Genomic DNA, 26,026 nt, shown 5'->3' on the forward strand with positions numbered 1-26,026 from the left:
CCTTTCTGCTAGCTGCATTTGAGACTTGCGTTTTTTGGGCTATGCGTATTCCTTGTTCAACACTCACAACTATAGAATACCATTATTGTTTATAATTGCTTATAAACTCAATGAAGTTTTACAATACATAGGGCGAGAAATGCGGTTTCCGATCTGGCCAGTCTGCTGGGAAAGGCTTTCTCCACAGAGAAAGCCCTGACCCACTCAAAACTCCTTAAACTTTTGTCCCGCACTCAGGACAAAACTTATTGGTCGAAACATTCTTAGCGCCGCAACTCGGACAATAAATCAACTCCGCAGATTCCAACTTGCTACGATCGGGCAAACCAACCATTTGAGCGTTACTCTTACCCGGAACTACCATCGGATAGCAGTTTTCGTCCCTCGTCACCTTCACGTTGATCAGCACCGGGCCCTGGTGAGCGAGCATTTCGGCGATCGCACCCTCCAACTCATCCGGCCCTGAAACCAGCATCCCCTTCACGCCGTAGGCCTCGGCCAGCATCACAAAATCCGGCATCCCCACAGTCATGTTCGACGACGAATAACGCTCGCCGTAGAACGCCTGCTGCCACTGCCGCACCATGCCCTGCCAGCCATTATTTACAATCACAACCTTGACATTAATGCCGTATTGTGCTAAGGTTCCGAGCTCTTGAATATTCATTTGGATGCTAGCGTCGCCAGCAATACAAATTACTTGCTCGTTGGGTAGCGCCATTTTTGCGCCCATCGCCGCCGGCAACCCAAAACCCATCGTGCCCAAACCAGCGCTGGAAATCCAGCGGCGCGGCCCGTTGTTCAAGAATTGAGCCGACCACATTTGATGTTGACCTACATCCGTTGTGTAGTAAGCATCGGGCGCTTGAGTCGCCAACTGAGAAATCACCGCTTGCGGAGACAAAATGTCTGGGTAGTGAGGCACAACTAACGGATAATCTTGTTTCCAGCGATCGATCCTGTGCAGCCATTCCCCAGTTTGTCCGGCAGTACCCGAAACACCAGTTTCCCGACAGCGGCGCAGCAAATCGATTAAAACTTGGCGGACATCTCCGACAATCGGCACGTCAGGGCCGCGATTTTTGCCGACTTCCGCCGGGTCAATATCGATGTGAATCACCTTCGCCCGCGCCGCAAACTCGTCTAATTTTCCCGTCACCCGATCGTCAAACCGAGCTCCGACAGCAATCAACAAATCGCACTCGGTAACGGCAAAATTAGCGTAAGCAGTGCCGTGCATCCCCAGCATTTTCACTGACAGAGGATGGTTTTCATCAAAGGCACCTTTGCCCATCAGCGTTGTCGTGACAGGTAATTGGAACATCTCGGCGAGTTCCTTAATTTCTTCGTGGGCCCCGGCTGCGATCGCCCCGCCGCCCACATAAAGCAAAGGACGGTTTGCTTCCTTCAGCAAATGGATTGCTTGACTGATTTGCCGGGGATTTCCCTTCACCGTCGGCCGGTAGCCCGGAATTCTCACCGATCCGGGTTCCACCGGCAGATACTCAAACTCTTCTAAACCGACATCCTTGGGCACGTCAATCAACACCGGCCCGGGTCGCCCGGTACTCGCAATGTGGAAAGCTTCAGCCACAATTTGCGCCATGTCTCTAGGGTCGCGCACTACATAGGAATGCTTGACAATCGGCAGGGTAATTCCGTAAATATCAGTTTCCTGAAACGCATCAGTGCCGATCGCCGGACGGGGCACTTGACCCGTAATAATTACCATCGGGATCGAATCCATGTGTGCCGTCGCAATCCCCGTCACCAAATTCGTTGCGCCGGGCCCGGAAGTCGCGAAACAAACCCCAACTTGTCCGGTAGCCCGGGCGTACCCGTCAGCAGCGTGAGCAGCACCTTGTTCGTGCCGCACTAAAATGTGTTTGAGCGCGCCGGTTTCTTCGGCGCGGTAGAGTTCGTCGTAAAGCGGCAGAATTGCGCCGCCGGGATAACCGAAAATATGCTTGACTCCGTGGCGGAGCAAGCTGTCAATCAAAGCAAATCCACCCGTTGCACGTTTGACGGCTACTTTAGTTTTTAGTTGCACTGATTTTTTTCCCTCAAACTAATTATGATTTTTATTGAAAGCTTTTATACTACTTTAATCTCAAGTATCGAACTCTGAGAATTTAACTGCTGATATTTTACAAAAAGTTTCGCGATCGCAAGTCGATCGCCCGATCGCGAAATTGTGGAACAGCAGAGGAAAAAACAAACAGAGGAAATTGCGGTCTCTCTACCAGTCTACCGGCTTCTAACGCTTGTATAGCATTGTTCGTGCAGGATTCGCTCGGAAAAACCACCGTTTTAGCAATTAAGAACTTACTCACCGTCGGGGCCGTTGCTGTGTTAAAGGTCGATCGGCAAAAGCAAAACCTCGGAATTTTTCCCCAAGTTTAGAGAACATCCCGCAAAACTTTGCGGGTATGCCGCCAAGCTGCCATGCCCATCAGCGAGACCAACAAGCCCAAACTCAGCAGCACGATCCGCAAGCCGAGGTCATCCGATCCCACGGCTTTGCTGACAGCATCCGTCAGCGGGCCTGTTAATGCTAAAGGCAAGCTGAGGGCAATGTTAATCGCATTGTTCTCCAATCCAAAGACCTTTCCGCGCATAGATTCAGGAGTTTTTTCTTGAATCAACGCTTGCATCGGGCCGTTAATTAAAGAAGCGCCAAAACCGAACAGAGCACTCAAACTAAATCCCAGCCACAACACTCTGGTAAAGGCAAACATTGCCAACACAAAACCCATCATCAAAAAACCAAGTAACGGCAAAGGTTTATGCTGCATTCGATCGCCCCAGTGACCCAAAAAAGCCGCGCCGAAAACCATTCCAACTCCCGCAGCAGCCAGCAAAAAGCCGAATTGAGTTTCTTTGAGACCAATTTTGCCCGAAAGTGCGATCGCCAGAACTTGCAGCGCCGCAAACACCGAATACAAAATCGTCAACTGCACCATCGCATTGCTAACGAGGTGGTTGTGCTTCAAATAGCGCAAACCTTCCTTAAGGTCAAGCCAAGGATGCGGGTGTTTGATGGTGCCGCCATGATTTTCTTTGATGTGCATGGCATAGATCAAACCTGCGGATATCAGGTACAACCCGGCCAACAAAAACTCTTGATAAGCTGGCCCGAAGCTGTGTTTGACCCAACTAAACAGCGGTTCGCCGATCGTCATCCCGACAATAATCCCCCCCATTGTAGATGAGGCGAACAAAGCATTTGCCGACATCAGTCCCTCTCGCCCCACGGCCAGAGGAATTGCCGCCGCCTCTGCCGGAGCAAAAAATTGCGTTACGGTAGAGACGAAAAACGTAATTGCCAACAACACGGCAAAAGTTTTGGGCAAAAACGGCAAAGCTACGATGAACACGGCTCTAATCACGTTGCAGCCAATCAGCATTTGCTTTTTGGAAAAGCGGTCTACGGCGATACCGGCCACCGAACCAAAGACGATCGCAGGCACCGTGTAGGCGATCATCACCGCTGACAGCATTGAATTTTCCGAATACTGCGAAGAAACAGGCCAGGGTCGGTAGTCGCCTGTTTTCAGCAGAATAATCAGCAATACGTAAAAGATTTTATCCGCCACTTGGGCCAACAACTGGCCCGTCCACAAGGCGAGGAAGGGGCGATTTCTCAGTAGGGCATCAAGCCCGCTGCGGTCAGGGGGAGGGCTGGCTGGGTGCATAGGAATAGTTTAACTGACCGCTTCTGGCAATTATAGTTTTCAGCAATAGCTGCAAAATCTGACACAACAAACTGGAAACTCGGAAAACTCCTGTCTCCTAGCTTCTTTTTCTGTTTTAGCAGATCGGTGGGGGATGCCTGCGCTCTTTTTTTGCTCTACCGCGATCAGTCCGAACCATTGCCCGCGCCGGAAAATCCGGTAATTTTGTGAAAAGTTCGCCTGCATTTCATAGCTAGTACAACATACGGTAGTATATTTTACAAAAGACTTGCTGTTGGCAGTGATATTAAAAGATGTCGCGCCAGTTAAGTAATATAACGAATGTAGTAAGTGTTAGGAGTGAAAAAGTTGAAAAAGGTTGAAGCTATTATTCGCCCCTTTAAACTAGACGAAGTGAAAATCGCGCTCGTCAATGCTGGGATTGTGGGGATGACTGTTTCTGAAGTTAGAGGTTTGGCCGTCAGAAGGGCATGACAGAACGCTATCGCGGTTCTGAGTACACCGTTGAGTTCTTGCAAAAGCTCAAGGTCGAGATTGTCGTCGAAAACGATCAGGTTGATATGGTGGTTGATAAAATTATCGCTGCTTCCCGCACAGGCGAGATTGGCGACGGCAAGATTTTTATCTCTCCTGTAGAACAAATTATCCGAATTCGGACTGGGGAAAAGAACCTGGAGGCAATCTAAGATACTGGGGAATGGGGAATGGGGCATTGGGCATTGTTGACTGTTGGCTGTTGCCAGGGCGGGCACTCACAGGCACCGCCCCTACTGACTGACTGTTGGCTGATGACTTCTTGCTTCTTGCCTCTTCCCTGTATTTACTTGACAAGTGTCTCGATTTGTGGTAACAAAGCTTGGAAAGCTCGACCGCGGTGGGAGTGCGATCGCTTGGTATCGGGTGTCATTTCTGCAAAAGTCTGTTGCTGTGCGGGTACGTAGAAAATTGGATCGTACCCGAAACCTCCCGTACCGCGAGGACTGTGCAGGATTTCACCTGGGCAAATTCCTTCTACTTGCAGGGCAATTGTACCGTCGGGACGGGCGATCGCGATCGCGCACACAAATTGTGCTTGTCGGTTTGGTTCGTTTCCCAATTCTTTAAGAAGCCGAGATATCCTGTCAGGATCAGTTCTCCCGTAGCGGGCCGAGTAAATCCCCGGTTGGCCATCGAGTGCATCTACCATTAAACCAGAATCATCGGCGATCGACCATTCACCTGTAGCTTTGGCAATTTCCGAAGCTTTCAAGCAAGCATTAGCCATAAAAGTCTCGCCCGTTTCTTCGACTTCCAACTCTTTCGGTTTAAGTTGCAACTCCCACCCCAAATCCTGAAGATAAGCTTGCATTTCCTTAAGTTTGCCCGGATTGCCGGTAGCTACAACTAGCAATTTGCGATCGGTCATTGTTTCAATTAAAACTTTGCATTGATATTAACTCACATTTGGCAGAAATGGTTGTAACAAAATTCCCAGAATCTTATCAACATCTTGAATATAGTATTCAATCGGATCGATATAAACAGTAGTTTCCTCCAAAATCAAGAATTTCCAGTTAGTCCCAGTCGTCACACCACCGTAAATGCGATCGACCTCACTACCTTGATTTTGATTGAAGCAATCAGCCGCCACCATTACCGCCCCGCACTGTCCCAACCCGCCAATAATACCTTCTTTTTTCGGTTCAAAGATAGTCACCACTGGAACACTGATAAATAATTGTTCCTGAGAACCGCTAATAATATACTCGCAAAATCCTTGCAATCCCTGGCTGGAACGACAGTAAAATCCTTACCTGAAAACAGCGAAACTCGCTTGTTGGACAGTCGCCTAACTTGGGAGCGTCCCAGTTTTGCAATTAGTATAAATACTGAGATAATTGCCTTGCCAAGTTGATGGCATAATAGAAAGCAGATAAATTACCATAACCGTATTGCATATGACCCCAGAAGAACAGCACAAGATCACAATAAATCTCCAACCAATAGCAGAGGTATTTTAAGTAGCTCAACAAAATTAATTACACATAGCAACTAATCTGATATAATAAAAATATCTAATCGTATTCAAGGAAATTTTATCTGTTTTTACTTCGAGATATTAATCCACTTTCGTTGAAATTGCTAAATCGAATTTATCGCGAAAGCAGACATCATCAAGTGCGCCACCCGAGCACAGTTTTAAATTTTGCTTTCACAAAGATTCAAAAAGAAAAACCTGCTGAAAATATTTAACATTAGTGATAAAACTATGTATAATTGGTTGAATCTATGGGAAAACGAGGCAATGCTCAGATTATAAGTAGTTAAGCAAAATAAATTACATAATTATCTCCAAATTCTTCAAAAATTATTTCTATATATGAAACAAGAGATTGCCAGCTATAGTAGGCATCTATTTCGAGCCATTCATATTTGATAAACCGCCACACAATCTCAATTAAATTAAATTAAGGTGAATAAGTCGGCAATTTAAAAATAGTTGATCTACGTTCTTTCCATTCTTCAAGTTTATCTAAAATGGCATTGCTAGTATGAATAGAAGCTTGGTCAACCAACCACAATAAATGTTGACCACTCCACCACAGCAAACAAATTCTCTCTACAGGCTATGATCGCATCACAATTAATACTCCTATCTGAAATATAACCTGGTCTAGTGTTTTGCTTATTCATGATTCGCAAGACATTTAAACGCTTAGTTATACGACTATAAACTGACAAACAATCGCCAATCTTTTGCTACACACAGGAGATATAAAATGCGACAAAAGCCAGATTTATAATATTTGGTTAAATCAATTGTTACCTCATTTTATAGTTGTTTAAATTCTGACAACTTTTGTTTTTTTTCTGGTATTATATGATATCTAGCTTGCCACCAACACCCCGAGGCATCCTAGGCCCACTCATACTTTTTTATAATTATTCTCTTAATTGTTTCCGTACTTATATTGATACACCATTCTTTTTTGAGTTTTTGTACTACTTGCTTTTATTAGGGCTTGCTGATTTAACCAAAAACCTAGATCCTCAGTGGATTGAGAGGGATCTCAAGTGAATGAGGTGCAAGGAATAAGCTTTTAAACCATCAAAACTCAATCACTTTCCTAGATTCCCGACTATTATTAACTCCTCTAATTATGAATTCTGACTCCTGACTCAAGGCCTTAACGCAAAGACTTTTTCAACAAGCAATAATTATTTTGGCTGCAATTTTATCAGTCTCTAATTTGAGCTATTTGTGCGAAATTCAATCTTGTTTCTGCCTATAACTGGTTTATTGTATAATCCGAGTAGTGCCTCGTATTCCCATCGATTCAACCAGTTATACATGGTATTATAACTAATTTTAAAAAATTTCATAGCTGTTTTAATTTTTGATGTTTTGTAAAACTAAAATTAAAAAATGTGTTCGGGTGGCGCACTTGATGATGTCTGCTTTCGCGACAAATTAGGTTTAGCAATTTCAACGAAAGTGGGTAAGGATTCAGGTAACATAACTCCTTGCTGGGCAAAGACTTTAGATCGGGAGCTTGATGCTAAATAAATCTCTATTCTCGGTCAATGACAAAAAATGACAGTTTCTCGTCCTTTATTGACAATCAACCACGAAAGACAAAAACCATTATTTTGCCCTAAAACCCTTGCCATACAAGCGTTGGAGCCGCAAGTTTTTAGACCTGAATCCTGACGAAAGTGGATTGATATCTCGAAGTAAAAACATATACAACCTCTTTGAATACAACTTGATATGTTAGCATATAGCGGTTCTCAGTTAGGTGTGAGGTAGGGCCACGGAGGCCACGGAGGCCACGGAGGCCACGGAAGCACCTCATATGAGAGATCGAAAGGCTATATCATATTAGTTGTGTAATTAATTTTGTTTAACTACTTAATTAGATTGCAGCGGTGGGGATCGAAAAGCAGTTAGAATAAAAGCAGAAACATTAAAACCGTTGGGCAGTTACAGCCTGCTACCAGTCGGCGGGTTATGTACTTCCCGAAAATAAGTCTAACTTTTCAACTATGCAGTCTTTAGATTCCGAACAGCAACACATCTTTGTCGAAACCAACAACATCCGCTTGCACTGCGTTTCCCAAGGAGAAGGCGAGCTCGTTGTGCTCCTCCACGGGTTTCCAGAGTTTTGGTACTCTTGGCGCCATCAAATTCCTGCCTTAGCGCGTCATTTCAAGGTTGTGGTGCCGGATTTGCGCGGCTACAACGACTCCGACAAGCCGGCCAGCGGTTATGATTTGGATACGCTGAGTGCAGATATTCGCGGTTTGATCGATCGGCTGGGCTATAAAAAAGCTCACATTGTCGGTCACGATTGCGGTGGTGCGATCGCGTGGCATTTAGCTCAAAAATTCCCCGAAAAACTCAACCGCTTAGCAATTTTAAACGCTCCGCACCCGCAGCGATTCGTGCAGGAAATGGCGAGCAATCTAGACCAACTCCGGCGCAGTTGGCACATTTTGGCTTTTCAGGTTCCCGGCATCCCCGAATGGTTGATCCAGCAAAATTTGAAAGATTTTGTCCACAATGTTTTTCAAGGACAAGCAATTCGCAAAGGAGCTTTTAGCGCGGAAGAAACTAAGATTTATCAGGCTGCTTTAGAAAAACCGGGAGTATTAAGCGCCGCGATAAATTATTACCGACAAATGTTTCACCCGCAGAGGATGTGGAATTTGGGGCAGAAATGGGAAACTGTGAATGTTCCTACTTTGGTGCTTTGGGGAGAAGAAGATGCGTTTTTGAGCCACAAACTCGTAGAAGGTTTAGACAGGTTAATTACGGCTCCGTTTAAGTTAAAATTAATTCCTAATTGCGGTCACTGGATTCAGCAGGAAGCGCCGCAAACGGTGAATCGAGAATTGTTGAGTTTTTTGAGAAATTCTTCTGGTTCTTTTGCTTTAGCCTAGGTGGTTTTAGAGCGATCGCTCGGAATGCGAGTCCTCTAATTTTTATGATGATTAAAGTGCGTGTATGTTGGGTTTCAATACAGAAACCCAACCTACTACTGCTAATTACTAATCACTACAAAATTTAGACTTCTTCCAAATCTTGTATATCCTCATCGTCATCGATTTCCTCATCGTCAATATCTGGATCGACAGGAGCGACAGAATTAGCAGAAACTACAGCCCCAGTATCAAGTTGTTCCCGCACTAGGCGCTCGATCTCATTTTTAAATTCGATATTTTCCTCCATGCGCCGAATCACGTTGTCGCGTCCTTGAGCAATGTTGTCGCCGTTGTAGCTGTACCAAGAACCTTTCTTAGTAATTACTCCCATTTCGTCGGCCAAGTCAGTCAGACAGCCTAAGGTAGAAATGCCTTTGCCAAATACAATGTCAAATTCGGCAATGCGGAAAGGCGGAGCAACTTTATTTTTAGCAACTTTAACTTTCGTGCGGTTGCCGTATTCTTCTGTACCTTTTTTTAAGCTTTGAATGCGGCGGATGTCGAGCCTCACGCTGGCGTAGAATTTGAGGGCGTTGCCGCCTGTTGTTGTTTCGGGGTTGCCGTAAGTTACGCCGATTTTTTGCCGCAATTGGTTGAGGAAAATGACGGTACAGCCGGATTTGCCGATGTTACCGGTGATTTTCCGAAGTGCTTGGCTCATCAAGCGGGCTTGCAAACCCATGTGGGAGTCGCCCATGTCGCCTTCGATTTCGGCGCGGGGGACGAGGGCGGCTACGGAGTCAATTACTACGATATCGACGGCGACGGAGCGCACGAGTTGATCGACAATTTCTAGCCCCATTTCTCCGGTGTCGGGTTGGGAAACTAGGAGATTTTCAATATCGACGCCCAAAGCTGAGGCGTAGGTGGGATCGAGGGCGTGTTCGGCATCGACGAAGGCGGCGATTCCGCCGGATTTTTGGACTTCGGCGATCGCGTGGAGCGCTAGAGTGGTTTTACCGGAACTTTCGGGGCCGTAAATTTCTATAACTCGACCTTTTGGCAAACCGCCGCCCAAAGCAATGTCCAGTGTCAGGGCTCCGGTGGAGATGGTTTCTACCTTCATGCGAGTGGAGTCTCCCAATCGCACGATCGCCCCTTTGCCAAAGCTGCGCTCGATTTGGGACAGTACGGAAGTTAAGGCTTTTTGCTTTTCTGAGTTTTCAGCAGTTTTTATAGACGTTTCTTTTTTTGCCATTTTCGGTACGCGGGTAGACCCCTTGCGGAGCTTGTTGATTAACTGTACAACACGTATGTTAGCAGTTATTTTTGGGGTCTGGAGGTTCTGGGAGGATTTGGTTGAAGATTCTTGGTTTTGGGTCGGTTCAGGCTGCTCCAGCCTTCAGAATGCCCAAGATGTAGAAGGTATTTAACTGGTTCCCAGGCTCTGTCTCTTAACCGATGTCCAGAGGCTCTGCCTCTTCAAGCTTACATTAAAATTGGAGGCAGAGCCCCGGATCTGTGTTATCAGGCTCTTCCTGGTAACAACCAATCGCCACAATTAGGACAAGCATGACATCTACAACACATCTAGACACATCTGTTAATACTAAAAATTTCCGGTGGCTAGTAGGCTTATTGGCGATCGGCATTTTACTGGGTATCGGATTTCGGTTCTTCGAGATCGATCGCAAACTTTACTGGCACGACGAAGTTTACACATCAATCCGCGCCGCTGGTTTCACCAGGCAAGAAATCGACAGCGAACTATTCCAAAACCGCATTGTTCCCGCACCAGAATTGCAAAAATATCAGCGGATTAAACCGGGAAGTACAGCAGCAGACACAATTGGTTCTTTAGCACTAGAAGACCCGCAGCATCCGCCTTTGTACTTTCTGATGGCTCGTTTGTGGATGCAGGAATTTGGCAGTTCTCTGGCAGCATCCCGCAGTTTGCCAGCAATATTGAGTTTGCTGTCGCTACCTTTGATGTACGCTTTAGCTTGGGAACTTTTTGCCTCAAATTTGGCGGGGCTAGTAGCAACAGGACTTTTGGCTTTATCTCCCTTTGACATTTTGTTTGCTCAGACAGCAAGGCAGTACAGTTTGCTGACTGCCACAGTTATTGGCAGCAGTTGGTTGCTACTGAGAGCAGTGCGGTTGCGCCGTTGGCAAAGTTGGGCGTATTACTCGCTGGCGATCGCAGTTGGTTTTTACACTCACCCTTTCTTTAGTTTAACACTCATCGGACACGGAGTTTTTATCATTGCGAATTGGCTGTTTGTCAAACAAAGAAAATTGCGAGCTCATCTCACCAATTCACAGTTTTTCTTAGCAGTAACAGCCGCTTTAATCTTGTATGCCCCGTGGATTTACGTGCTGGCAACCAATCTCGAACGAGCTTCATCGACGACAGATTGGACGCGAGTATCTCCTGGTTGGCTGTATCTAGCAAAATTGTGGACTCTCAGCTTTACAGCCTTATTTTTTGACTTCGACTTCGGTTTTGAAAATATCTGGACTTATCTGCTGAGATTACCATTTTTGCTGCTAATTGCCGCAGCCATTTACCAAATATGCCGCCAAACTAGCAGTTCAACTTGGCTGTTTATTTTGACATCAATTTTTGTACCTTTTTTGATATTGGCTTTACCGGATCTAATTCTAGGCGGCAAGCGTTCCGCCGTCAGCCGCTATCTGATTTCCTGCTTCCCGGCTGTGCAACTAGCAGTTGCTTACTTGTTCGCCAGTAATCTGAAAACTCAGCAGCGGTTTTGGCAAGTCATTTTAGCTGGGGTATTTACCGCAAGTATCGCATCCTGTACTCTCAGCGCTGTTTCTGATACTTGGTGGAGCAAAGACTTGAGCTATTTTAATGCTGAAGTTGCCAGAAATATTAACAAAGAAGCCATAGCTAATCGATCGATTAAAGATACAATTGTAATTAGCGATCGCGGTAACGATTTTACCAACATGGGAGATTTGCTTTCTCTGAGTTATTTGCTTGACAAAGATGTAAGGCTAATGCTGCTGAGCCAGTCGCCAGATATGGAAATGCTGAACAAATATTCGACTCCCCTGGTGTTCCGCCCTTCGGAAAAATTGATATCGGCACTTAAGCAAAATCAACGCCGCTTAGAGCCTATATTGGAATATGCCAAACTTTTTCGAGTGCGGCGAGCTTCTTAGCAGTCTTTGCGGCGTATACTTCGTTTAGGATCGCGAATTAAATAATTTACACATAATTGTGGGACGGGCTATAGAGCCCATCCCACAAGAACAATAAAAATGGTAAGTTATTTAATTCTCATTCCTTAGTGTTAAGTTTGTAGCGCCGCAGCGCACCGATTACCTAACTTTCAGGGTTTTGAGTTTGCTTCCGAATTAAGTCACCCAAACCCTTGTCAACTGGTATAAGAGTACACCTTAGAAGCTATTGCCTGTGCGCTATTATACCACCATACATCATCAGCAATAATTATTTGAATAATTAGGATAAAAGCCATGCAAGGGTTAAATAATTCATCTTCGGAGTCAGGGGAAATTTTTCGCAATCTTCAGGCAGAATTGCGGGAACGTTGGCGAGCAATCGAAGAATTTGACAGCGGAGATTGTGACATTATTGTCATTCCTTCTCTCAGCTTAGATATGCAAGAAATGCAGAAAATCGAGGGTGCTTACCACTACGAAGAGCGACATTTATTTTCATTGATTCGCCTGCGAAATCCCCGCACTCGCTTAATTTATATTACCTCGGAGCCGCTGCACCCGATGATTGTGGATTATTACCTGCAATTGCTCCCAGGTATTCCATTTTCTCACGCGCGCGATCGGCTTTTGCTGTTCTGTACTTACGATGCTTCTGCCAAATCCCTGACTCAGAAAATTTTAGATCGCCCCCGCTTGATGCAGCGCATCCGTCAAGCAGTGCGACCGACAAAATCTTATATGGTTTGTTACAACTCGACGCCTTTAGAACGCGAGTTATCTGTTAAATTGGGAATTCCTTTGTGGGCGAGCGATCCTGATTTGGATTACTGGGGAACAAAAAGCGGCAGCAGGCAAATTTTTCAAGAATGTGGCGTGCCTTATCCTGACGGTTCCGAGTTGGTTTGGAATGCGGCAGATTTAGCGGAAGCTGCGGCCGCGCTGTGGGAAAGGCAGCCGCATTTGCAGCGGATGGTAATTAAGTTAAATCAAGGTTTTTCGGGGGAAGGAAATGCAATTTTAGATTTAAAGCCGATCGCACGTAAAGCGCCTAAAGAAAGAGTTAAAGCTATTGGCGATCGCTTCGAGAATTTGCGTTTTCAATCCACAACCGAAACCTGGGAAAATTTCGGCAGTCGCATTCCCGAATTAGGGGCAATTGTCGAAGCATTTATTGAAGGAGAAGAAAAGCGATCGCCCAGCGTTCAAGGTCAAATTGTTCCCAGCGGCGAAGTCGAAATCCTTTCAACCCACGACCAGATTTTAGGAGGCCCGGACGGTCAAATTTTCTTGGGCTGCCGATTTCCGGCGGAGGAATCCTATCGAATTGGGTTGCAGGAATTGGGATGGAAAGTCGGGCAAAACTTAGCTAAAAAAGGCGCTTTAGAGAGATTTGGAGTAGATTTTATGGCGGTGCGGCAAGATGACGGCAAGTGGGATATGCAAGCAATAGAAATTAACTTGCGGAAGGGTGGCACAACTCATCCTTTTATGGCGCTGAAGCTGTTAACAAACGGTCGTTACGAGCGAACTACGGGATTGTTTTACAGCCAGCAGGGCCGTCCGAAATATTATGTCGCTTCGGACAATTTGAAAAAAGAGCGGTATCGGGGATTGTTACCGAACGATTTGATGGATATTATTGCTGACAATCAACTGCATTTTGATAGCGGTACTGAAACGGGAAGCGTGTTTCATTTAATGGGTTGTTTGTCGGAGTTTGGCAAATTGGGATTGACGAGTATCGGCAATTCGCCCCAAGAAGCAGAGGAGATGTATAACAAAGTTGTGAAGGCGATTGATCGCGAAACGTCAGGCGATTTTAGAAGATATTAGATTTGAGAATCGATCCAGTCAGTCAGCTTAGATCCCGGCTTCTTGAACAAGTCGGGGATCTAATATCCCTGGCGTTTTGTATAGTAACTGACAAGACGATTAACGATCTCGATCGCCGCAACCATTGCTGTTATTGACTTTGCCTTCTTGCTTTCGCTAAAGCTAATTTTTGACGGGATAAAGGGGCGCGGGATCGATCGAGCCTGTGCGGTTGAGAGGCCAAAAACGGACGATCGCCCTACCGATGATATTTTGCTTCGGTACAAATCCCCAATAATGGCTGTCACAGCTTGCGTTGCGGTTGTCGCCGAGCACCAAGTAAGAATTTTTAGATACAACTACAGGCCCGTAGGGATACTGGGGAATTTCTTCAATATATTTTTCCTGTAGCGGCTGCTTATTGATCAGAACTTTTCCCTCTTTGACTTCCACGGTGTCGCCCGGAAGTCCGATCACTCGTTTGATGTACGCATCTTTGATCGGCGGCGGCTGTCCAGTGCACAAACTCGCCGGATCGGGAGGCATAAATACGATAATATCTCCTCGCTGAGGGTCTTGGAATCGATAGCTCACCTTGTCTATAATTAACCGATCGTTAATTTGGAGGGTTGGCAACATCGAGCCGGTCGGAATGTAGCGAGCTTCGGCGACCAGGGTGCGGATGCCAAAGGCCAAGAATGCTGCTAAGCCGATCGTCTTAATTCCTTCAATCCAAGGATTTTCGGTGTTTTGCGGGGGTTTGTCGTCGGCTGACTTGTCTAGACGAGTCATAAGTATTTAAGTCACTGGGCTGAATACAAATTATAGACTTAATTCCGAGTTTTTTGAGGAAATCTGCAAAATCTTCGCGGGTCGGGTGAGTTTTTGTACTGTTTGGTTGAGTGAGGTGTACGGTTCGGCGCAACTTACAAATTATAAATTTTATGAAAACCAGTTATAATTCTTACTATTTTCAAAACTCTTTTGAGGATAATATTTGTGCAAGTTTCCACGGACATTACTCATTTAATTATAGCTTATGCCGACCACATCAACTTTGTTAATCCGCCGCGCTCGCGTTCTGTTACCCGACGGCGAGTTTTTGGTAGGGGACGTGCAAATCTGCGATGGCAAAATTGTTCGGGTTGCTCCGTCCATTGCCTTCAAGGGCGATCGCGAAATAGATGCGATCGGCTTAACTCTGTTACCCGGAGTAATTGACCCGCAGGTACACTTTCGCGAACCGGGTTTGGAACACAAGGAAGATTTGTTTACCGCTAGCTGTGCTTGCGCTAAGGGCGGCGTGACATCGTTTTTGGAAATGCCTAATACGCGACCTCTGACCACAACTCAAGCTGCTTTAGATGATAAACTAAGACGCGCTGCCGAGAAGTGTTTGGTCAATTACGGCTTTTTTATTGGTGCAACGCCGGAGAATTTGCCGGATTTGTTGGATGCGAATCCGACTCCGGGGATTAAAGTATTTATGGGTTCGATGCACGGACAGTTGTTGGTCGATGGAGAAGCGACTTTAGAGCAGATTTTTGCTAAGGGCGATCGGCTAATTGCAGTACACGCAGAAGACCAAGCTAGAATCAATCAGCGCCGTCAAGAATTTGCCGGCATTTCCGATATCGCCGTACACTCGCAAATTCAAGACAACCAAGCAGCCTTGTTAGCCACTCAACTAGCATTAAAACTTTCAAATAAATATCAGCGCCGATTGCACATCCTGCACCTTTCAACAGGCGATGAAGCTGAACTTTTGCGCCGCGAAAAACCGAGTTGGGTAACAGCAGAAGTAACGCCGCAACATTTGTTGTTAAATACCGGCGCATATCAGAAAATCGGCAGTTTAGCACAGATGAATCCGCCCTTGCGCGAACCCAGAGATAACGAAATACTTTGGCAAGCTTTACTCGACGGCGTAATTGATTTTATCGCCACAGATCACGCACCACACACCTTAGCAGAAAAAGCTCAAGATTATCCAAATAGCCCATCGGGAATGCCCGGAGTAGAAACATCTTTGCCTTTGATGCTGACGCAAGCAGTCGAGGGAAAATGTACGGTTGCTCAAGTTTCTAACTGGATGTCGGCGGCAGTTGCTCAGGCTTATAAAATTCCCAATAAAGGGGCGATTTCTCCGGGTTTTGACGCGGATTTGGTATTGGTAAATTTGGAGAAATACCGCCCGGTTGTCGGAAAAGAAATGGCTAGCAAGTGCGGTTGGAGTTCCTTTGAAGGTTGGAATTTGACGGGCTGGCCTGTGGTGACTGTTGTGGGAGGAAAAGTTGTTTTTGAGAACGGCAAATTAGATACAAATGTCAGGGGAGAAGCCTTGAGATTTGATGGCGAGTAAACCTGCATAGGAGTTTTGTAACAAACCCAGTCAGGGGTATGGTGCGTCAGGAAAGGTAATTGTCAATTATCACTGAAAATCTCATTCTGACGCACCATTTATTTATTCGTTGGTGCGTCAGAATGAGATTGTGAGTCTTTGCGAAATTCTGCCTAGCTGACGCACCCTACTTGACTACTTCAGTGATCATAAAAATTGTGCTAAAATAATCAGAATATATTCCCTTATTTTCAAGACTATATTACCTATGCTCCCAGAATTAGAAACACAACTACTGGCCTTAACTCCCAGCGAAAAAGCCGAAGTCCTACGACTTTTAACCCAAAGTTTAAACAATAGCTGGCCGGGAATTACGAAAACTCCCGATGTGTGCGGTGGCGATGCTTGTATCGCCAAAACTCGCATCCCAGTTTGGCTGCTTGAAAGTTTTCGCCGTGAAGGTTCAAGCGATTCTGAACTTCTACAATTTTATCCCCATCTCAGCGCTGCCGATCTAGTGAATGTTTGGACTTATGCTGATGCACATCTGGAGGAAATCGAAGAAGCAATCTGCAAGAATGAGGAAGCCTGAGTCATGCTGAATTTGTATGCAGACGAACAATTTCCTTTGCCAGTCGTCCAATTGTTGCGCGCTTTTGGTCACAATGTCCTGACTGTTCAGGAAGCAGGAAAAGCAGGAATTGGGATTCCCGATCCAGAGGTGCTAGCATTTGCTATAAGCAAAGATAGAGCTGTTTTGACATTAAATCGGTTTGATTTTATCGGACTGCACAACCGACAGCCAGACCACTCTGGTATTATTGTTTGTACCAAAAATCGGAATGTAGAAATGTTGGCAACACGCATCAATGATGCTATTGCTAGTGAAGAAACTTTGAGAGGTAAATTGATTCGTGTCAACCGCCCGCCGCAGTAAGTCCGTGAAGCGTAGCTATCCCGTAGGGAATCGCCTTTTCTCAAATTTCCAATTGCCAATCCAATAAATCGCCATTTCCCATCACTTCAATTTGCCGCCCGTTATCGCAATAACTGAGATAAATTTGCAAATAATTATCGGGCTTGTAGGGCAATCTTTCTGCCCATTCGATCGCCACAATTCCCAAATCCCTTTCTAATCCGTCCCAATAACTTTCTAAGTGCAAAGCCTCGGCTTCTTCGGGTTCCAGTCGATACAAATCTAAGTGATACAGCGGAACTCGCCCTGTAAAATACTCGTTAATCAGGGTGAAAGTAGGACTTTCGATGGAGTCGGAGATTCCCAAACCTTCGGCGATACCTTGCACGAAGGTAGTTTTGCCAGCACCTAAATCTCCTTGTAATAAGATTGTAGTGCCTGGGGGGAGCGATCGACCTAACGCCAAGCCAAACTTGCGTGTAGCCTCAAAATCAGCAAGAAAAAGTATCATATTAGTTGTCAGTTGTTAGTTGTTAGTCAACAGTCAACAGTCAACAGTCAACAGTCAACAGTCAACAGTCAGCAACTTAAATGTTCTGGGCGCGGCCGTACCAACGCAGCAGCATTGCGGCCAACCTTTGAGAATTATGGCGAATTAAACCCGTATTTTGGTCTTCGTCCATGACATTGGCGATGACAATTCGCCGCCCCAATTGTGTTACGGCTTCTCGATCGAGTACAACCGGATAGGAATTCTCCTGAGAATAGCGGATCAAAGCTTTTGCGGAAGGGACTTTTCCCTGCACTACTACAGCATCGAACAGGGGCCGGCCGCAAGCGCGATCGATCGCCCGAACGTGATCGGCAACACTGTATCCGTCAGTTTCCCCCGGCTGAGTCATAATATTGCATACATAAATGCGCGGAACTTCGCTGTGGGCGATCGCATCAGCAATTTCCTTCACCAACAAATTCGGAATCACACTCGTATAAAGACTTCCAGGTCCAATAATAATAAAATCCGCTTCCCTCAGTGCTTGAACCGCCCTCGGCAAAGCCGGAGGATTAGCAGGAGTGCAGCCAATTTTGAGGATTTGCCCGTTAGCTTCGGTAATGCTGGACTCCCCCTCAATCCTCCGGCCATCAGCCAGTTCTGCCCACAAAGAAACATCGCTCAGAGTAGCTGGCAGCACTTCCCCTCTCACCGCTAAAACTTTAGAACTAGCGGCGATCGCCTGTTCCAAATCTCCAGCAATATCGCTCATCGCCGTCAAAAACAAATTCCCAAAACTGTGACCCACCAAACCGTCACCGGCCTGAAAACGATATTGAAATAACTCAGTCAATAACTTTTCCTCATCGGCCAAAGCCGCCAAACAATTGCGAATATCTCCCGGCGGCAAGACTCCAATTTCCCGCCGCAGCCGCCCGGAAGACCCGCCATCATCCGCCACCGTGACAATCGCAGTGATTTTGGCGCTGTAATCCTTCAATCCCCTGAGCAAATTAGAAAGACCCGTACCCCCTCCAATTGCCACAATTTTCGGGCCGCGGTGCAAGCGGCGGTGGTTGAGGAGTCGATCGACCAATTCCTCATTCCCTTCCGGCATCAGCACTTGAGTAATAGAATTCAAACTGCGAGTTTGTCCCCACAGAATTAACAAAATCCCGCCAGCAATCACGATCGGCCCCGACACGTAATTGGGAATAACTTCGGCAATCCACGTCAAAAAATTTCTCAACAATTGCAAGAAGAAAAAAATCGGAGTCATCCCAGTCCAAATCGCTAAACCCAAAGTGGCAAGCACCACACCGCTAGCACTGATCAGCAGCCACCGTTTCACCAGCAGTCCGGGGGCCAACCACTTAAACCACTGGTAAACTCGCCCGTTCCGCAAAGAAGGGGGGTAAGGATTTTTGGATTGGGCAAAAACCTGCTTGGCTTTGGCCAAGACGCGAAGGGCTTTAGGAAGTGAACTAATTGACATGGTTAATTAGTCTTAAGGTTATGGGAACAGCTCGAGCTGACAAATTTACAATACAAGAGAGTTTTGATTCTGGCAGTCTATTTAAGTCATTAATTATTAGTCAGGAGTCCTGAGTCATTAGCTAGACTGAGGACTGAGGACTGACAACTTATTGATAACATCTTATGGCTGAGCCGCTAATCGAACTCAAAGGGGTAAGTAAGTCCTTCGGCCAGAACCAGATCCTCGATCGAGTCGATCTCAGGATTTATCGGGGAGAGGCCCTGGCAATTATTGGCCCTTCCGGGACGGGGAAATCTACGATTTTGCGGATAATTGCGGGTTTGTTGGCCCCCGATGCCGGGGAGGTTTTCGTTCAGGGACAGCGCCGGATGGGATGGGTGGACGACGTGGCAGATCCGATCGGCATTGGGATGGTTTTTCAGCAAGCTGCTTTATTTGATTCGCTGACGGTGGAAGAGAATGTCGGTTTTTTACTGTACCAGCATTCTAAGCTGCCACGCCGCCGGATTCGGGAATTGGTGGATCAGAAGTTAGAAATGGTGGGTTTACCGGGAATTGGCGAACGCTATCCGGCGCAGTTGTCTGGGGGAATGCGGAAGCGGGTAAGTTTTGCCCGCGCCATCATGGCGAATCCCGACAATGCCAGGGACAATCCAGAGGTTTTGCTGTACGACGAACCGACGGCGGGTTTAGATCCGATCGCCAGTACGGTAATTGAAGATTTAATCCGCGACTTGCAGAAAGCTCAAGGGGTTTGCAGCACTTATGCGATCGTCACCCACCAAGACAGTACCATCCGCCGCACAGCCGATCGCATCATATTTCTCTATCAAGGCAAAGTGCAGTGGGACGGAACCGTCAGCGACATTGCAGCCACAGATAATCTGTTAATTAAACAATTTTTTAGCGGCAGCGTTACCGGGCCGATTCAAGTTATTGGATAGTCAATTGTCAGTTGTCAGTGGGCAGTTGTCAGTGGGCAGTGGGCAGTTGTTCGTGGACAGTTGTTCGTGGACAGGAAAGCACTTGTTAGGAAAGCAGTTTGTCGTGATTAATTGTTTGTATTATTGGGAGATAGCATATGTCACAAACAAATTTTCAGAGGTTAGATGTTTATAAATTAGCCGAAAAATTAGCTGATAAAATTTGGAATATTGTTATAAAATGGGACGCACTAGCAAAAGATACGGTGGGCAACCAAATTATTCGCTCGGCTGATAGTATTGGTGCTAATATTGCTGAAGGAGATGGTCGAGGCAGCTATCAGGATAATCGGCGCTTCATCAAAATAGCCAGAGGTTCTTTATATGAAACAAAACACTGGTTGAGACGAGCTTATACTAGGCAACTACTAACAAGTGCACAAGTAGAAGCACTCAAGCCAATTATTGATGAACTATCCCCCAGGCTAAATGCCTATCTAAAATCTATAGGCAACACATCAGAAAAAAACTAACAACCGCCAACAACCAACTGCCAACAACCAACTGCTTTCCTAACAACTGCCAACCATCAACTGCCAACTGCCAAAGGAGGCAATATGCGATCGCGAACGATGAGAGAAGGTTCTGTCGGATTCTTAATTTTAGTAGGAATCGGCTTATTTGGAGGCTTAGTCCTCTGGCTGCGGGGCGTGCAGCTAGGCAACCGCAGCTACAAATTCGCCGTAGAATTTGCCAGCGCCCAGGGAATGCAAATAGGCACGCCCGTCAGGTATCGCGGGGTTGCAGTCGGTAAAATTACCGCCCTCAAACCCGGTTCCAACGGCGTAGACGTGACCCTGGAAATTGCCCCCGGCACTTTAGTCATTCCCCGCGATGTGCTAATCGAAGCGAATAAATCCGGTTTAATTGGCGAATCGTCGATCGACATTACCCCCAACTCAATTTTGCCAGACTCATTACTTACCGCCAATCCCATTAGTGCCGACTGTCCCCCAGAAATAATCTGCAAAAATTCCCGCCTAAAAGGTCAAGTTGGAGTCAGTCTCGACGAACTAATTCGCTCCACAGTCCGCCTAGCTAATTTATACACCGACCCCGCACTGTTCAACAGTATTAAATCAATTGCACAGAATACAGCCAGCACAGCTCAAGGTGCAGCTAAACTCACTCAAGATTTATCGAACTTAACTAAAACTGCCAACGCCGAAATCAAAAGTTTGAATCAATCCGTCAGGGGAGACGTTGGCAATTTAAGTAAATCAGTTACCAACGAATTGACAACATTAAATCAATCATTAAAAGGGGAAGCTGACAGTTTAACCAAATCATTAAAAGGAGAAGTAAACAGTTTAAATCAATCATTAAAAGGAGAAGCTGCCAGTTTGAATCAATCGCTCAAAGGGGACATATCAGGAGTAGCCGCAGATGTTTCTAAAGTAGCAGCTACTGCCGACACTTCCACAAAAGCCGTATCTGCCGCTGCAATCAACTCTGCTAATTCAGTAACTCAAGCAGCCAATCAAATTACCTTAACAGCCAACCAACTTAATGCTTTAGTAGCAACCAACCGCGCCAGTTTAGTCTCAACCCTCAACAACATCAATCAAAGCAGTCAAGAATTGAGAGTAGCTGTCAGCAGTTTGAGCCCGACAATTAATCGCATCAACCAAGGACAATTGCTGAACAATTTAGAAACTCTCTCAGCGAATGCCGCCCAAGCTTCTGGTAATTTGCGAGATTTGTCCACCCAGATCAACAATCCCGGCACTTTGCTATTATTGCAGCAAACTCTAGATTCAGCACGAGCTACATTTCAGAACGTGCAGAAGATTACTTCTGACGTGGACGAATTGACGGGAGATCCGGCAATCCGCAACAGCATTCGCCAATTATTCAAAGGACTGGGAAGTTTATTTGGTTCAACAGAACAACTGCGACAAGAAGTTAAAGTAGCTCAAACATTGGCTCCCCTTTCCGAGAAAGTAAATGCGACTGTAACTGCGGAACATCTATCTGTCCCGCCTGGTTTTCCCAGATTGCACAAAAAACCAAAATAGCCTGTTATACCTTGTCAAACCCCAAAATCGGCAGAACCCATTCTGCCATAAAACACTTCTGAAAACCTGGTATAATTTAATAAACGGAATTATTACCAGGTTCGGGATTTTTTTTCTGGGAACTAAGTTATTGTAGTTATTTTAGGGTGCGTTTACTCTCAGAATGTGGTGGCGAATGACTCAGATTTTCCCCCTGAAGCGCACCATAGGATTAGTTGAACGTGCCAACCAGGCATTAAACTTATTGTCCAGATTCTATTCACAAAAAAGTATTTCAATCGCAACCATGAAAACCAATGAGTCAAACATTATCGAAACCGGAAAAAACAACAACTCAGTATACTGTAATTTGGGAAAAATTGCCAGATGACTTTAAATTACCAGACGATCCTGTGGAAAATATTGACCAACCACTCTTAGCTGCTGCCCTGCGAGAAGCTTTGGAACTCGCAGGATTTATCCTAGCTTCAATGCTAATAGCTTCCAATTTTGGACTCTGTGCCAAAGTTAACGACAAAACAGTAGTAAAAGCACCAGATTGGGTGTTCGTTCCCTCGGTACTACCAGCAGAACTAGGAGAAGTTCGCCGCAGTTATACGCGCAATGCTGAGGGAGAAGTACCCGCAGTAGTGATGGAATTTTTATCGGATACTGACGGTAGTGAATATTCTAATAAACCGACATATCCTTACGGAAAATGGCGGTTTTACGAGCGAATTTTGCAGGTGCCGATTTATGTAATTTTTGAACCTAAATCGGGTGTGTTGGAAGTATATCGACTCTCGGATTCGGGAGATTACGAACTGCAAGAACCGGATGTTAATCGGCGATTTTGGATAGAATCAATGGGTTTATCTCTAGGGGTTTGGGAAGGTAAAAAATCTCAGAGAACGGGTTATTGGTTGCGCTGGTGGGATGAGAATGGCAATTTGCTGCTGTGGGGGGCCGAACGGGTGGAACAGGAACGCCAGCGGGCCGATGAGGAACGCCAGCGGGCCGATCGACTAATGGCATATTTGAGGAGTCAGGGTATCGATCCTGATAGCATTTGAAGGTGTGGGAGGTCGATCGAACAAAAGTTAATAAAATTGATAAAACAGTTGCGCTGTCAAAGGCTTAATCTAGAAAAAGGATAAGGAAAAAACATGACACAAACAGCAGTCAAAAACTCAATTACTGATAGCTGCCTGACTCTAAGAGGAGTGAGTTGGTCACAATTTGAATCGCTAGAAGCTGCTTTTGAGTCTGTCGGCGGCATCAAATTCGCTTACTTAGATGGAATTTTAGAAATTATGACAGTTAGCCCCGAACATGAAGAATCGAAGAGTACCATTGGTCTTTTGTTAGAAGCATACCTGAGAGAAAAGGGCATCCGATTTTATGTTAAGGGCGGGCCGACTTTGGGTAGTAAAGAATTAGGGGCGAGAAAAGAGCCTGATGAGTCGTATAATTTGCAGACTAAAAAGGCAATTCCCGATTTGGCGATCGAAGTTGTATTCACTAGCGGTGGCATCGATAAACTTCAACTATACAAGCGGTTGGGGATACCAGAAGTTTGGTTTTGGGAAGATGGGGTGCTGAGTATCTATTATTTGAAGGAGGAGTACGAAAAAGTCGATCGCAGCGAGTTGTTGCCGGAGTTAGACATTGCTTTGTTAGTGAGATATGTAACTTACTTCGATCAATATGATGCTGTTAATGAATTCATCAAGGCTTTGCGGGAATAGTTTAAATCAACTTAAATTAAATTTAATACCAATTTTTTATGAGGCTGGATAGAATCCGATCCCCCCTAGCCCCCCTTGTTAAGGGGGGAACAAGATTCTTCTCTTTCGTCCCCCTTAAGAAGGGGGATGCGAGGGGGATCGAGATATATGCAACTTCACATTAAATTGGTATAACTATAATAAAGGAGCGAGCGACATGGTTCAAGCCTTAACAAAATTAGTCACATTTGACGAATTCATTGCATGGTATCCTGAGAATGCAGAACATCGCTACGAACTGCATAATGGAGTAATTGTTGAAATGCCCAAAGGAACTGGCAAACATTCCGAAGTTTCTGGATTTCTCAATATAGAAGTTGGCGTTATATGTCGCAATGCTGGATTGCCCTATTTCCTTCCCAAGGAATGTGTCTTTAAACCCGATCGCACTGAATCAGGATACGAACCAGATGTCATCGTTCTCGATCGCCAGCAAGTGATAAATGAACCGCGCTGGGCAGCAGAATCGATTATCACAATGGGTTCTTCAGTGCGTTTAGCAGTAGAAGTTGTCAGCACCAACTGGCAGACTGACTATCTTACAAAACTGCGCGATTATGAAGAAATGGGCATTTTTGAATACTGGATTTTCGATTATTTGGGATTGGGCGGAAGACGCTATATTGGCAATCCCAAACAACCGACGCTTTCGGTATATTAATTGGTTGACGGGGAATATGAGTTGACGCAGTTCCGGGGAGACGAGAGAATTGAATCGGCTGCTTTTCCAGAGTTAAAATTGACGGCTCAACAGGTGTTTGAAGCAGGAATTGTTAATGAATAAGGAGCGAGTTCGCCATGACTGCAACATTAGAAGAAAAATTAGATAGATCCTTGCTATTTCCAGGGTTAACCTGGGAACAATTCAAGACTTTAGAACCGATGCTGGATATTCCAGGGGTTCGGCTGTCATTTTTAGATGGGATACTGGAGATTCAGAAAATGCCTGGAAGAAAACACGAAACAGCCAAGGGACGTATCGGTGCGTTGGTAGAAACTTACATGATGGCGGCCCGAATCGATTTCACCCCTACGGAGTCTCTAACTTTAGAAAATGAATCGCGACTGGTAAAGTGTGAAGCAGACAAGTCTTACGAATTGGGTGCTGATAGAGAACGTCCAGATTTGGCGATCGAAGTAGTCGTAACTAGCGGCGGAATTGACAAGCTAGAGGCTTACAAACGGCTGCAAATTCCTGAAGTCTGGTTTTGGGAAAACAGCCGACTGTTTCTGTATGCTCTCAGACAGCAAGGATACGAAGAGATTGCGAGTTCCGAATTGCTCCCACAACTCGATATTCCTTTGTTTGTGAGGTGTGTTAATATGCCGAGTCATGTTGAGGCTATCAAAGAATTTCGCAGTGGGTGCGATTAATTAAATTAACCTACTTAGTCGCAGCAAAAAAGTTTATAATAAATAGACAACTAATAGGAAGCACGACCATGACAACAGTCGTTCCCACCCTCAAAACTTCTGAAATCGTATACCCTAGCGCTGATGGAGAACCAGTGGCAGAAACTTACGACCATGTTTATGCAATCTTAACTACTTTAGAAGTCTTAAAACAATACTTTGCAGACCGTCGAGCTACTGTTTTAGCAAACCAATTTTTATACTACGCTCAAGGTTTCCCAAAAATCCGTGTAGCACCAGACGTGATGGTGATTTTTGATGTAGAACCTGGTGGCAGAGATAATTACAAAATCTGGGAAGAAGGGCAAGTGCCGAAAGTAATTTTTGAAATTACATCACCAGGTACAAAGTCGGAAGATATAATCAATAAAAAAGAATTGTACGAGGGGATAGAAGTTGAGGAATATTGGTTGTTTGACCCTAGAGGTGAATGGATTAGAGAACAATTGCGCGGGTATAGGTTGGGGGAAGATGGGTATGAATTAATCAGAGATAATCGCAGCGAAGTATTGCAACTGCGGTTAGAAATAGAAGGAAAACTGATTGGGTTTTATCGTGAAGATAATGGGGAGAAATTATTGATTCCCGATGAATTGGCTTCAGCTTTGCAAGCGGAACGGGAACGGGCAGAAGTGGAACGGCAACGGGCAGAAGTGGAACGGCAACGGGCAGAAGCTGAAAGTCAACGTGCCGAAGCTGAAAGTCAACGTGCGAATGAACTCGAATCTTTGCTAGCTAGTTATCGAGATCAGTTTGGAGAATTACCGCAAGATAATGGCTAAAGACACAGGGGCGCGATCGCCCTTCACCGATCGAGATCGTGCGCGTGTTATTGTTACCTAAATGTCCTTGACAAATCTCAGATTTTATGTATTGGAATAGAATTGGTCTCAAATTTTAAATGGCGAAGGGCGATCGTTTTGCGATCGAACTTGGGCAATCTAGATATAGGCGCTTTACGAGTGCCTGGAAAACA

22 protein-coding genes and 2 pseudogenes are annotated in these 26,026 nt (G+C 45.5%); 15 read left to right on the plus strand and 9 right to left on the minus strand.

From position 1 onward, the window contains the following. Positions 1-214: 214 nt before the first annotated feature. The 3 genes from ilvB to IQ270_RS02035 form a co-directional block, all read right to left on the minus strand. Positions 215-2,050 carry a biosynthetic-type acetolactate synthase large subunit gene (gene ilvB, locus IQ270_RS02025; RefSeq protein ID WP_193971480.1) on the minus strand — a complete coding sequence of 612 codons (1,836 nt, stop codon included), beginning with the start codon at positions 2,048-2,050 and terminating at the stop codon, positions 215-217. Positions 2,051-2,147: 97 nt separating this feature from the next. Continuing rightward, complete coding sequence (locus tag IQ270_RS02030) at positions 2,148-2,333, minus strand: hypothetical protein (protein WP_193971482.1); 186 nt, start codon at positions 2,331-2,333, stop codon at positions 2,148-2,150. Between the two features lie 66 nt (positions 2,334-2,399). Continuing rightward, the gene (locus IQ270_RS02035) at positions 2,400-3,695 is read right to left on the minus strand and encodes an MFS transporter (protein ID WP_193971484.1); all 1,296 of its coding nucleotides are present in this window, start codon (positions 3,693-3,695) and stop codon (positions 2,400-2,402) included. 348 nt (positions 3,696-4,043) lie between these two features. On the opposite strand from IQ270_RS02035, the pseudogene IQ270_RS02040 reads away from it, so the two are divergent. Then, positions 4,044-4,381, plus strand: a pseudogene (locus IQ270_RS02040) (P-II family nitrogen regulator). 134 nt (positions 4,382-4,515) lie between these two features. Here IQ270_RS02040 and rdgB read toward each other — a convergent pair. Then, positions 4,516-5,100, minus strand: coding sequence for an RdgB/HAM1 family non-canonical purine NTP pyrophosphatase (rdgB, locus tag IQ270_RS02045; RefSeq protein ID WP_193971486.1), 585 nt, complete (start codon positions 5,098-5,100; stop codon positions 4,516-4,518). Positions 5,101-5,127: 27 nt separating this feature from the next. Beyond that, complete coding sequence (locus IQ270_RS02050) at positions 5,128-5,394, minus strand: hypothetical protein (protein ID WP_228056011.1); 267 nt, start codon at positions 5,392-5,394, stop codon at positions 5,128-5,130. 2,327 nt (positions 5,395-7,721) lie between these two features. Between IQ270_RS02050 and IQ270_RS02055 the strand changes: the two genes are divergently transcribed. Then, complete coding sequence (locus tag IQ270_RS02055; RefSeq protein WP_193971488.1) at positions 7,722-8,618, plus strand: alpha/beta fold hydrolase; 897 nt, start codon at positions 7,722-7,724, stop codon at positions 8,616-8,618. 124 nt (positions 8,619-8,742) lie between these two features. Here IQ270_RS02055 and recA read toward each other — a convergent pair whose 3' ends face one another. Continuing rightward, the gene (recA, locus tag IQ270_RS02060) at positions 8,743-9,858 is read right to left on the minus strand and encodes a recombinase RecA (RefSeq protein ID WP_193971490.1); all 1,116 of its coding nucleotides are present in this window, start codon (positions 9,856-9,858) and stop codon (positions 8,743-8,745) included. 314 nt (positions 9,859-10,172) lie between these two features. On the opposite strand from recA, the gene IQ270_RS02065 reads away from it, so the two are divergent. Together IQ270_RS02065 and IQ270_RS02070 are read left to right on the plus strand one after the other, a co-directional pair. Beyond that, the gene (locus tag IQ270_RS02065) at positions 10,173-11,789 is read left to right on the plus strand and encodes a glycosyltransferase family 39 protein (protein ID WP_193971492.1); all 1,617 of its coding nucleotides are present in this window, start codon (positions 10,173-10,175) and stop codon (positions 11,787-11,789) included. A gap of 315 nt (positions 11,790-12,104) precedes the next feature. Continuing rightward, positions 12,105-13,643 (plus strand): peptide ligase PGM1-related protein, encoded by a 1,539-nt coding sequence (locus tag IQ270_RS02070; RefSeq protein ID WP_193971494.1) that lies wholly within the window; start codon positions 12,105-12,107, stop codon positions 13,641-13,643. Between the two features lie 162 nt (positions 13,644-13,805). On the opposite strand, the gene lepB is transcribed toward IQ270_RS02070, so the two are convergent. Beyond that, positions 13,806-14,414 (minus strand): signal peptidase I, encoded by a 609-nt coding sequence (gene lepB / locus IQ270_RS02075; protein ID WP_193971496.1) that lies wholly within the window; start codon positions 14,412-14,414, stop codon positions 13,806-13,808. A 247-nt stretch (positions 14,415-14,661) separates the two neighbouring features. On the opposite strand from lepB, the gene IQ270_RS02080 reads away from it, so the two are divergent. The 3 genes from IQ270_RS02080 (at position 14,662) to IQ270_RS02090 (ending at position 16,900) form a co-directional block, all read left to right on the plus strand. Next, positions 14,662-15,984, plus strand: a complete 1,323-nt coding sequence (locus IQ270_RS02080) for a dihydroorotase (RefSeq protein WP_193971498.1) — start codon at positions 14,662-14,664, stop codon at positions 15,982-15,984. Positions 15,985-16,231: 247 nt separating this feature from the next. After that, entirely contained in the window at positions 16,232-16,555 is a 324-nt protein-coding gene (locus tag IQ270_RS02085) for a DUF433 domain-containing protein (protein ID WP_193971500.1), read from the plus strand. 3 nt (positions 16,556-16,558) lie between these two features. After that, entirely contained in the window at positions 16,559-16,900 is a 342-nt protein-coding gene (locus IQ270_RS02090; protein ID WP_193971502.1) for a DUF5615 family PIN-like protein, read from the plus strand. A gap of 40 nt (positions 16,901-16,940) precedes the next feature. On the opposite strand, the gene tsaE is transcribed toward IQ270_RS02090, so the two are convergent. Both tsaE and yvcK read right to left on the minus strand, forming a co-directional pair. Beyond that, positions 16,941-17,390 carry a tRNA (adenosine(37)-N6)-threonylcarbamoyltransferase complex ATPase subunit type 1 TsaE gene (tsaE, locus tag IQ270_RS02095; RefSeq protein WP_193971503.1) on the minus strand — a complete coding sequence of 150 codons (450 nt, stop codon included), beginning with the start codon at positions 17,388-17,390 and terminating at the stop codon, positions 16,941-16,943. A 76-nt stretch (positions 17,391-17,466) separates the two neighbouring features. Continuing rightward, positions 17,467-18,867: a gluconeogenesis factor YvcK family protein gene (gene yvcK, locus IQ270_RS02100; RefSeq protein WP_193971505.1), complete on the minus strand. Its 1,401-nt coding sequence runs from the start codon at positions 18,865-18,867 to the stop codon at positions 17,467-17,469. Positions 18,868-19,031: 164 nt separating this feature from the next. Between yvcK and IQ270_RS02105 the strand changes: the two genes are divergently transcribed. The 8 genes and pseudogenes from IQ270_RS02105 to IQ270_RS02140 all read left to right on the plus strand — a co-directional run bounded on the left by IQ270_RS02105 (position 19,032) and on the right by IQ270_RS02140 (position 25,832). Then, entirely contained in the window at positions 19,032-19,814 is a 783-nt protein-coding gene (locus IQ270_RS02105; RefSeq protein ID WP_193971507.1) for an ABC transporter ATP-binding protein, read from the plus strand. 137 nt (positions 19,815-19,951) lie between these two features. Beyond that, complete coding sequence (locus IQ270_RS02110) at positions 19,952-20,326, plus strand: four helix bundle protein (protein WP_193971509.1); 375 nt, start codon at positions 19,952-19,954, stop codon at positions 20,324-20,326. Positions 20,327-20,410: 84 nt separating this feature from the next. Further along, entirely contained in the window at positions 20,411-21,871 is a 1,461-nt protein-coding gene (locus IQ270_RS02115) for an MlaD family protein (protein ID WP_193971512.1), read from the plus strand. Between the two features lie 296 nt (positions 21,872-22,167). Beyond that, on the plus strand, positions 22,168-22,923 hold the full coding sequence (locus IQ270_RS02120) for a Uma2 family endonuclease (RefSeq protein WP_193971514.1): 756 nt from the start codon (positions 22,168-22,170) through the stop codon (positions 22,921-22,923). Positions 22,924-23,016: 93 nt separating this feature from the next. Then, entirely contained in the window at positions 23,017-23,598 is a 582-nt protein-coding gene (locus tag IQ270_RS02125; protein ID WP_193971516.1) for a Uma2 family endonuclease, read from the plus strand. 196 nt (positions 23,599-23,794) lie between these two features. Continuing rightward, positions 23,795-24,421 (plus strand): annotated as a pseudogene (locus tag IQ270_RS02130) (Uma2 family endonuclease). A gap of 14 nt (positions 24,422-24,435) precedes the next feature. Next, positions 24,436-25,011, plus strand: coding sequence for a Uma2 family endonuclease (locus tag IQ270_RS02135; protein ID WP_193971518.1), 576 nt, complete (start codon positions 24,436-24,438; stop codon positions 25,009-25,011). Positions 25,012-25,079: 68 nt separating this feature from the next. Continuing rightward, the gene (locus IQ270_RS02140; protein WP_193971520.1) at positions 25,080-25,832 is read left to right on the plus strand and encodes a Uma2 family endonuclease; all 753 of its coding nucleotides are present in this window, start codon (positions 25,080-25,082) and stop codon (positions 25,830-25,832) included. Positions 25,833-26,026: the final 194 nt, after the last annotated feature.

It is taken from the genome of Microcoleus sp. LEGE 07076 (assembly GCF_015207455.1).
Classification (GTDB): Bacteria; Cyanobacteriota; Cyanobacteriia; order Cyanobacteriales; family Microcoleaceae; genus Microcoleus.

What these genes read in the sequence shown, in the direction of transcription:
- IQ270_RS02120 (WP_193971514.1), top strand. Translation starts at nt 22,168, where the DNA reads ATGAGTCAAACATTATCGAAACCGGAAAAAACAACAACTCAGTATACT.
- IQ270_RS02090 (WP_193971502.1), top strand. Translation starts at nt 16,559, where the DNA reads ATGCTGAATTTGTATGCAGACGAACAATTTCCTTTGCCAGTCGTCCAA.
- IQ270_RS02085 (WP_193971500.1), top strand. Translation starts at nt 16,232, where the DNA reads ATGCTCCCAGAATTAGAAACACAACTACTGGCCTTAACTCCCAGCGAA.
- IQ270_RS02105 (WP_193971507.1), top strand. Translation starts at nt 19,032, where the DNA reads ATGGCTGAGCCGCTAATCGAACTCAAAGGGGTAAGTAAGTCCTTCGGC.
- tsaE (WP_193971503.1), bottom strand. Translation starts at nt 17,390, where the DNA reads ATGATACTTTTTCTTGCTGATTTTGAGGCTACACGCAAGTTTGGCTTG.
- IQ270_RS02115 (WP_193971512.1), top strand. Translation starts at nt 20,411, where the DNA reads ATGCGATCGCGAACGATGAGAGAAGGTTCTGTCGGATTCTTAATTTTA.
- IQ270_RS02035 (WP_193971484.1), bottom strand. Translation starts at nt 3,695, where the DNA reads ATGCACCCAGCCAGCCCTCCCCCTGACCGCAGCGGGCTTGATGCCCTA.
- IQ270_RS02140 (WP_193971520.1), top strand. Translation starts at nt 25,080, where the DNA reads ATGACAACAGTCGTTCCCACCCTCAAAACTTCTGAAATCGTATACCCT.
- recA (WP_193971490.1), bottom strand. Translation starts at nt 9,858, where the DNA reads ATGGCAAAAAAAGAAACGTCTATAAAAACTGCTGAAAACTCAGAAAAG.
- IQ270_RS02080 (WP_193971498.1), top strand. Translation starts at nt 14,662, where the DNA reads ATGCCGACCACATCAACTTTGTTAATCCGCCGCGCTCGCGTTCTGTTA.
- rdgB (WP_193971486.1), bottom strand. Translation starts at nt 5,100, where the DNA reads ATGACCGATCGCAAATTGCTAGTTGTAGCTACCGGCAATCCGGGCAAA.
- IQ270_RS02055 (WP_193971488.1), top strand. Translation starts at nt 7,722, where the DNA reads ATGCAGTCTTTAGATTCCGAACAGCAACACATCTTTGTCGAAACCAAC.
- IQ270_RS02135 (WP_193971518.1), top strand. Translation starts at nt 24,436, where the DNA reads ATGACTGCAACATTAGAAGAAAAATTAGATAGATCCTTGCTATTTCCA.
- IQ270_RS02070 (WP_193971494.1), top strand. Translation starts at nt 12,105, where the DNA reads ATGCAAGGGTTAAATAATTCATCTTCGGAGTCAGGGGAAATTTTTCGC.
- lepB (WP_193971496.1), bottom strand. Translation starts at nt 14,414, where the DNA reads ATGACTCGTCTAGACAAGTCAGCCGACGACAAACCCCCGCAAAACACC.
- IQ270_RS02125 (WP_193971516.1), top strand. Translation starts at nt 23,017, where the DNA reads ATGACACAAACAGCAGTCAAAAACTCAATTACTGATAGCTGCCTGACT.
- yvcK (WP_193971505.1), bottom strand. Translation starts at nt 18,867, where the DNA reads ATGTCAATTAGTTCACTTCCTAAAGCCCTTCGCGTCTTGGCCAAAGCC.
- IQ270_RS02110 (WP_193971509.1), top strand. Translation starts at nt 19,952, where the DNA reads ATGTCACAAACAAATTTTCAGAGGTTAGATGTTTATAAATTAGCCGAA.
- IQ270_RS02065 (WP_193971492.1), top strand. Translation starts at nt 10,173, where the DNA reads ATGACATCTACAACACATCTAGACACATCTGTTAATACTAAAAATTTC.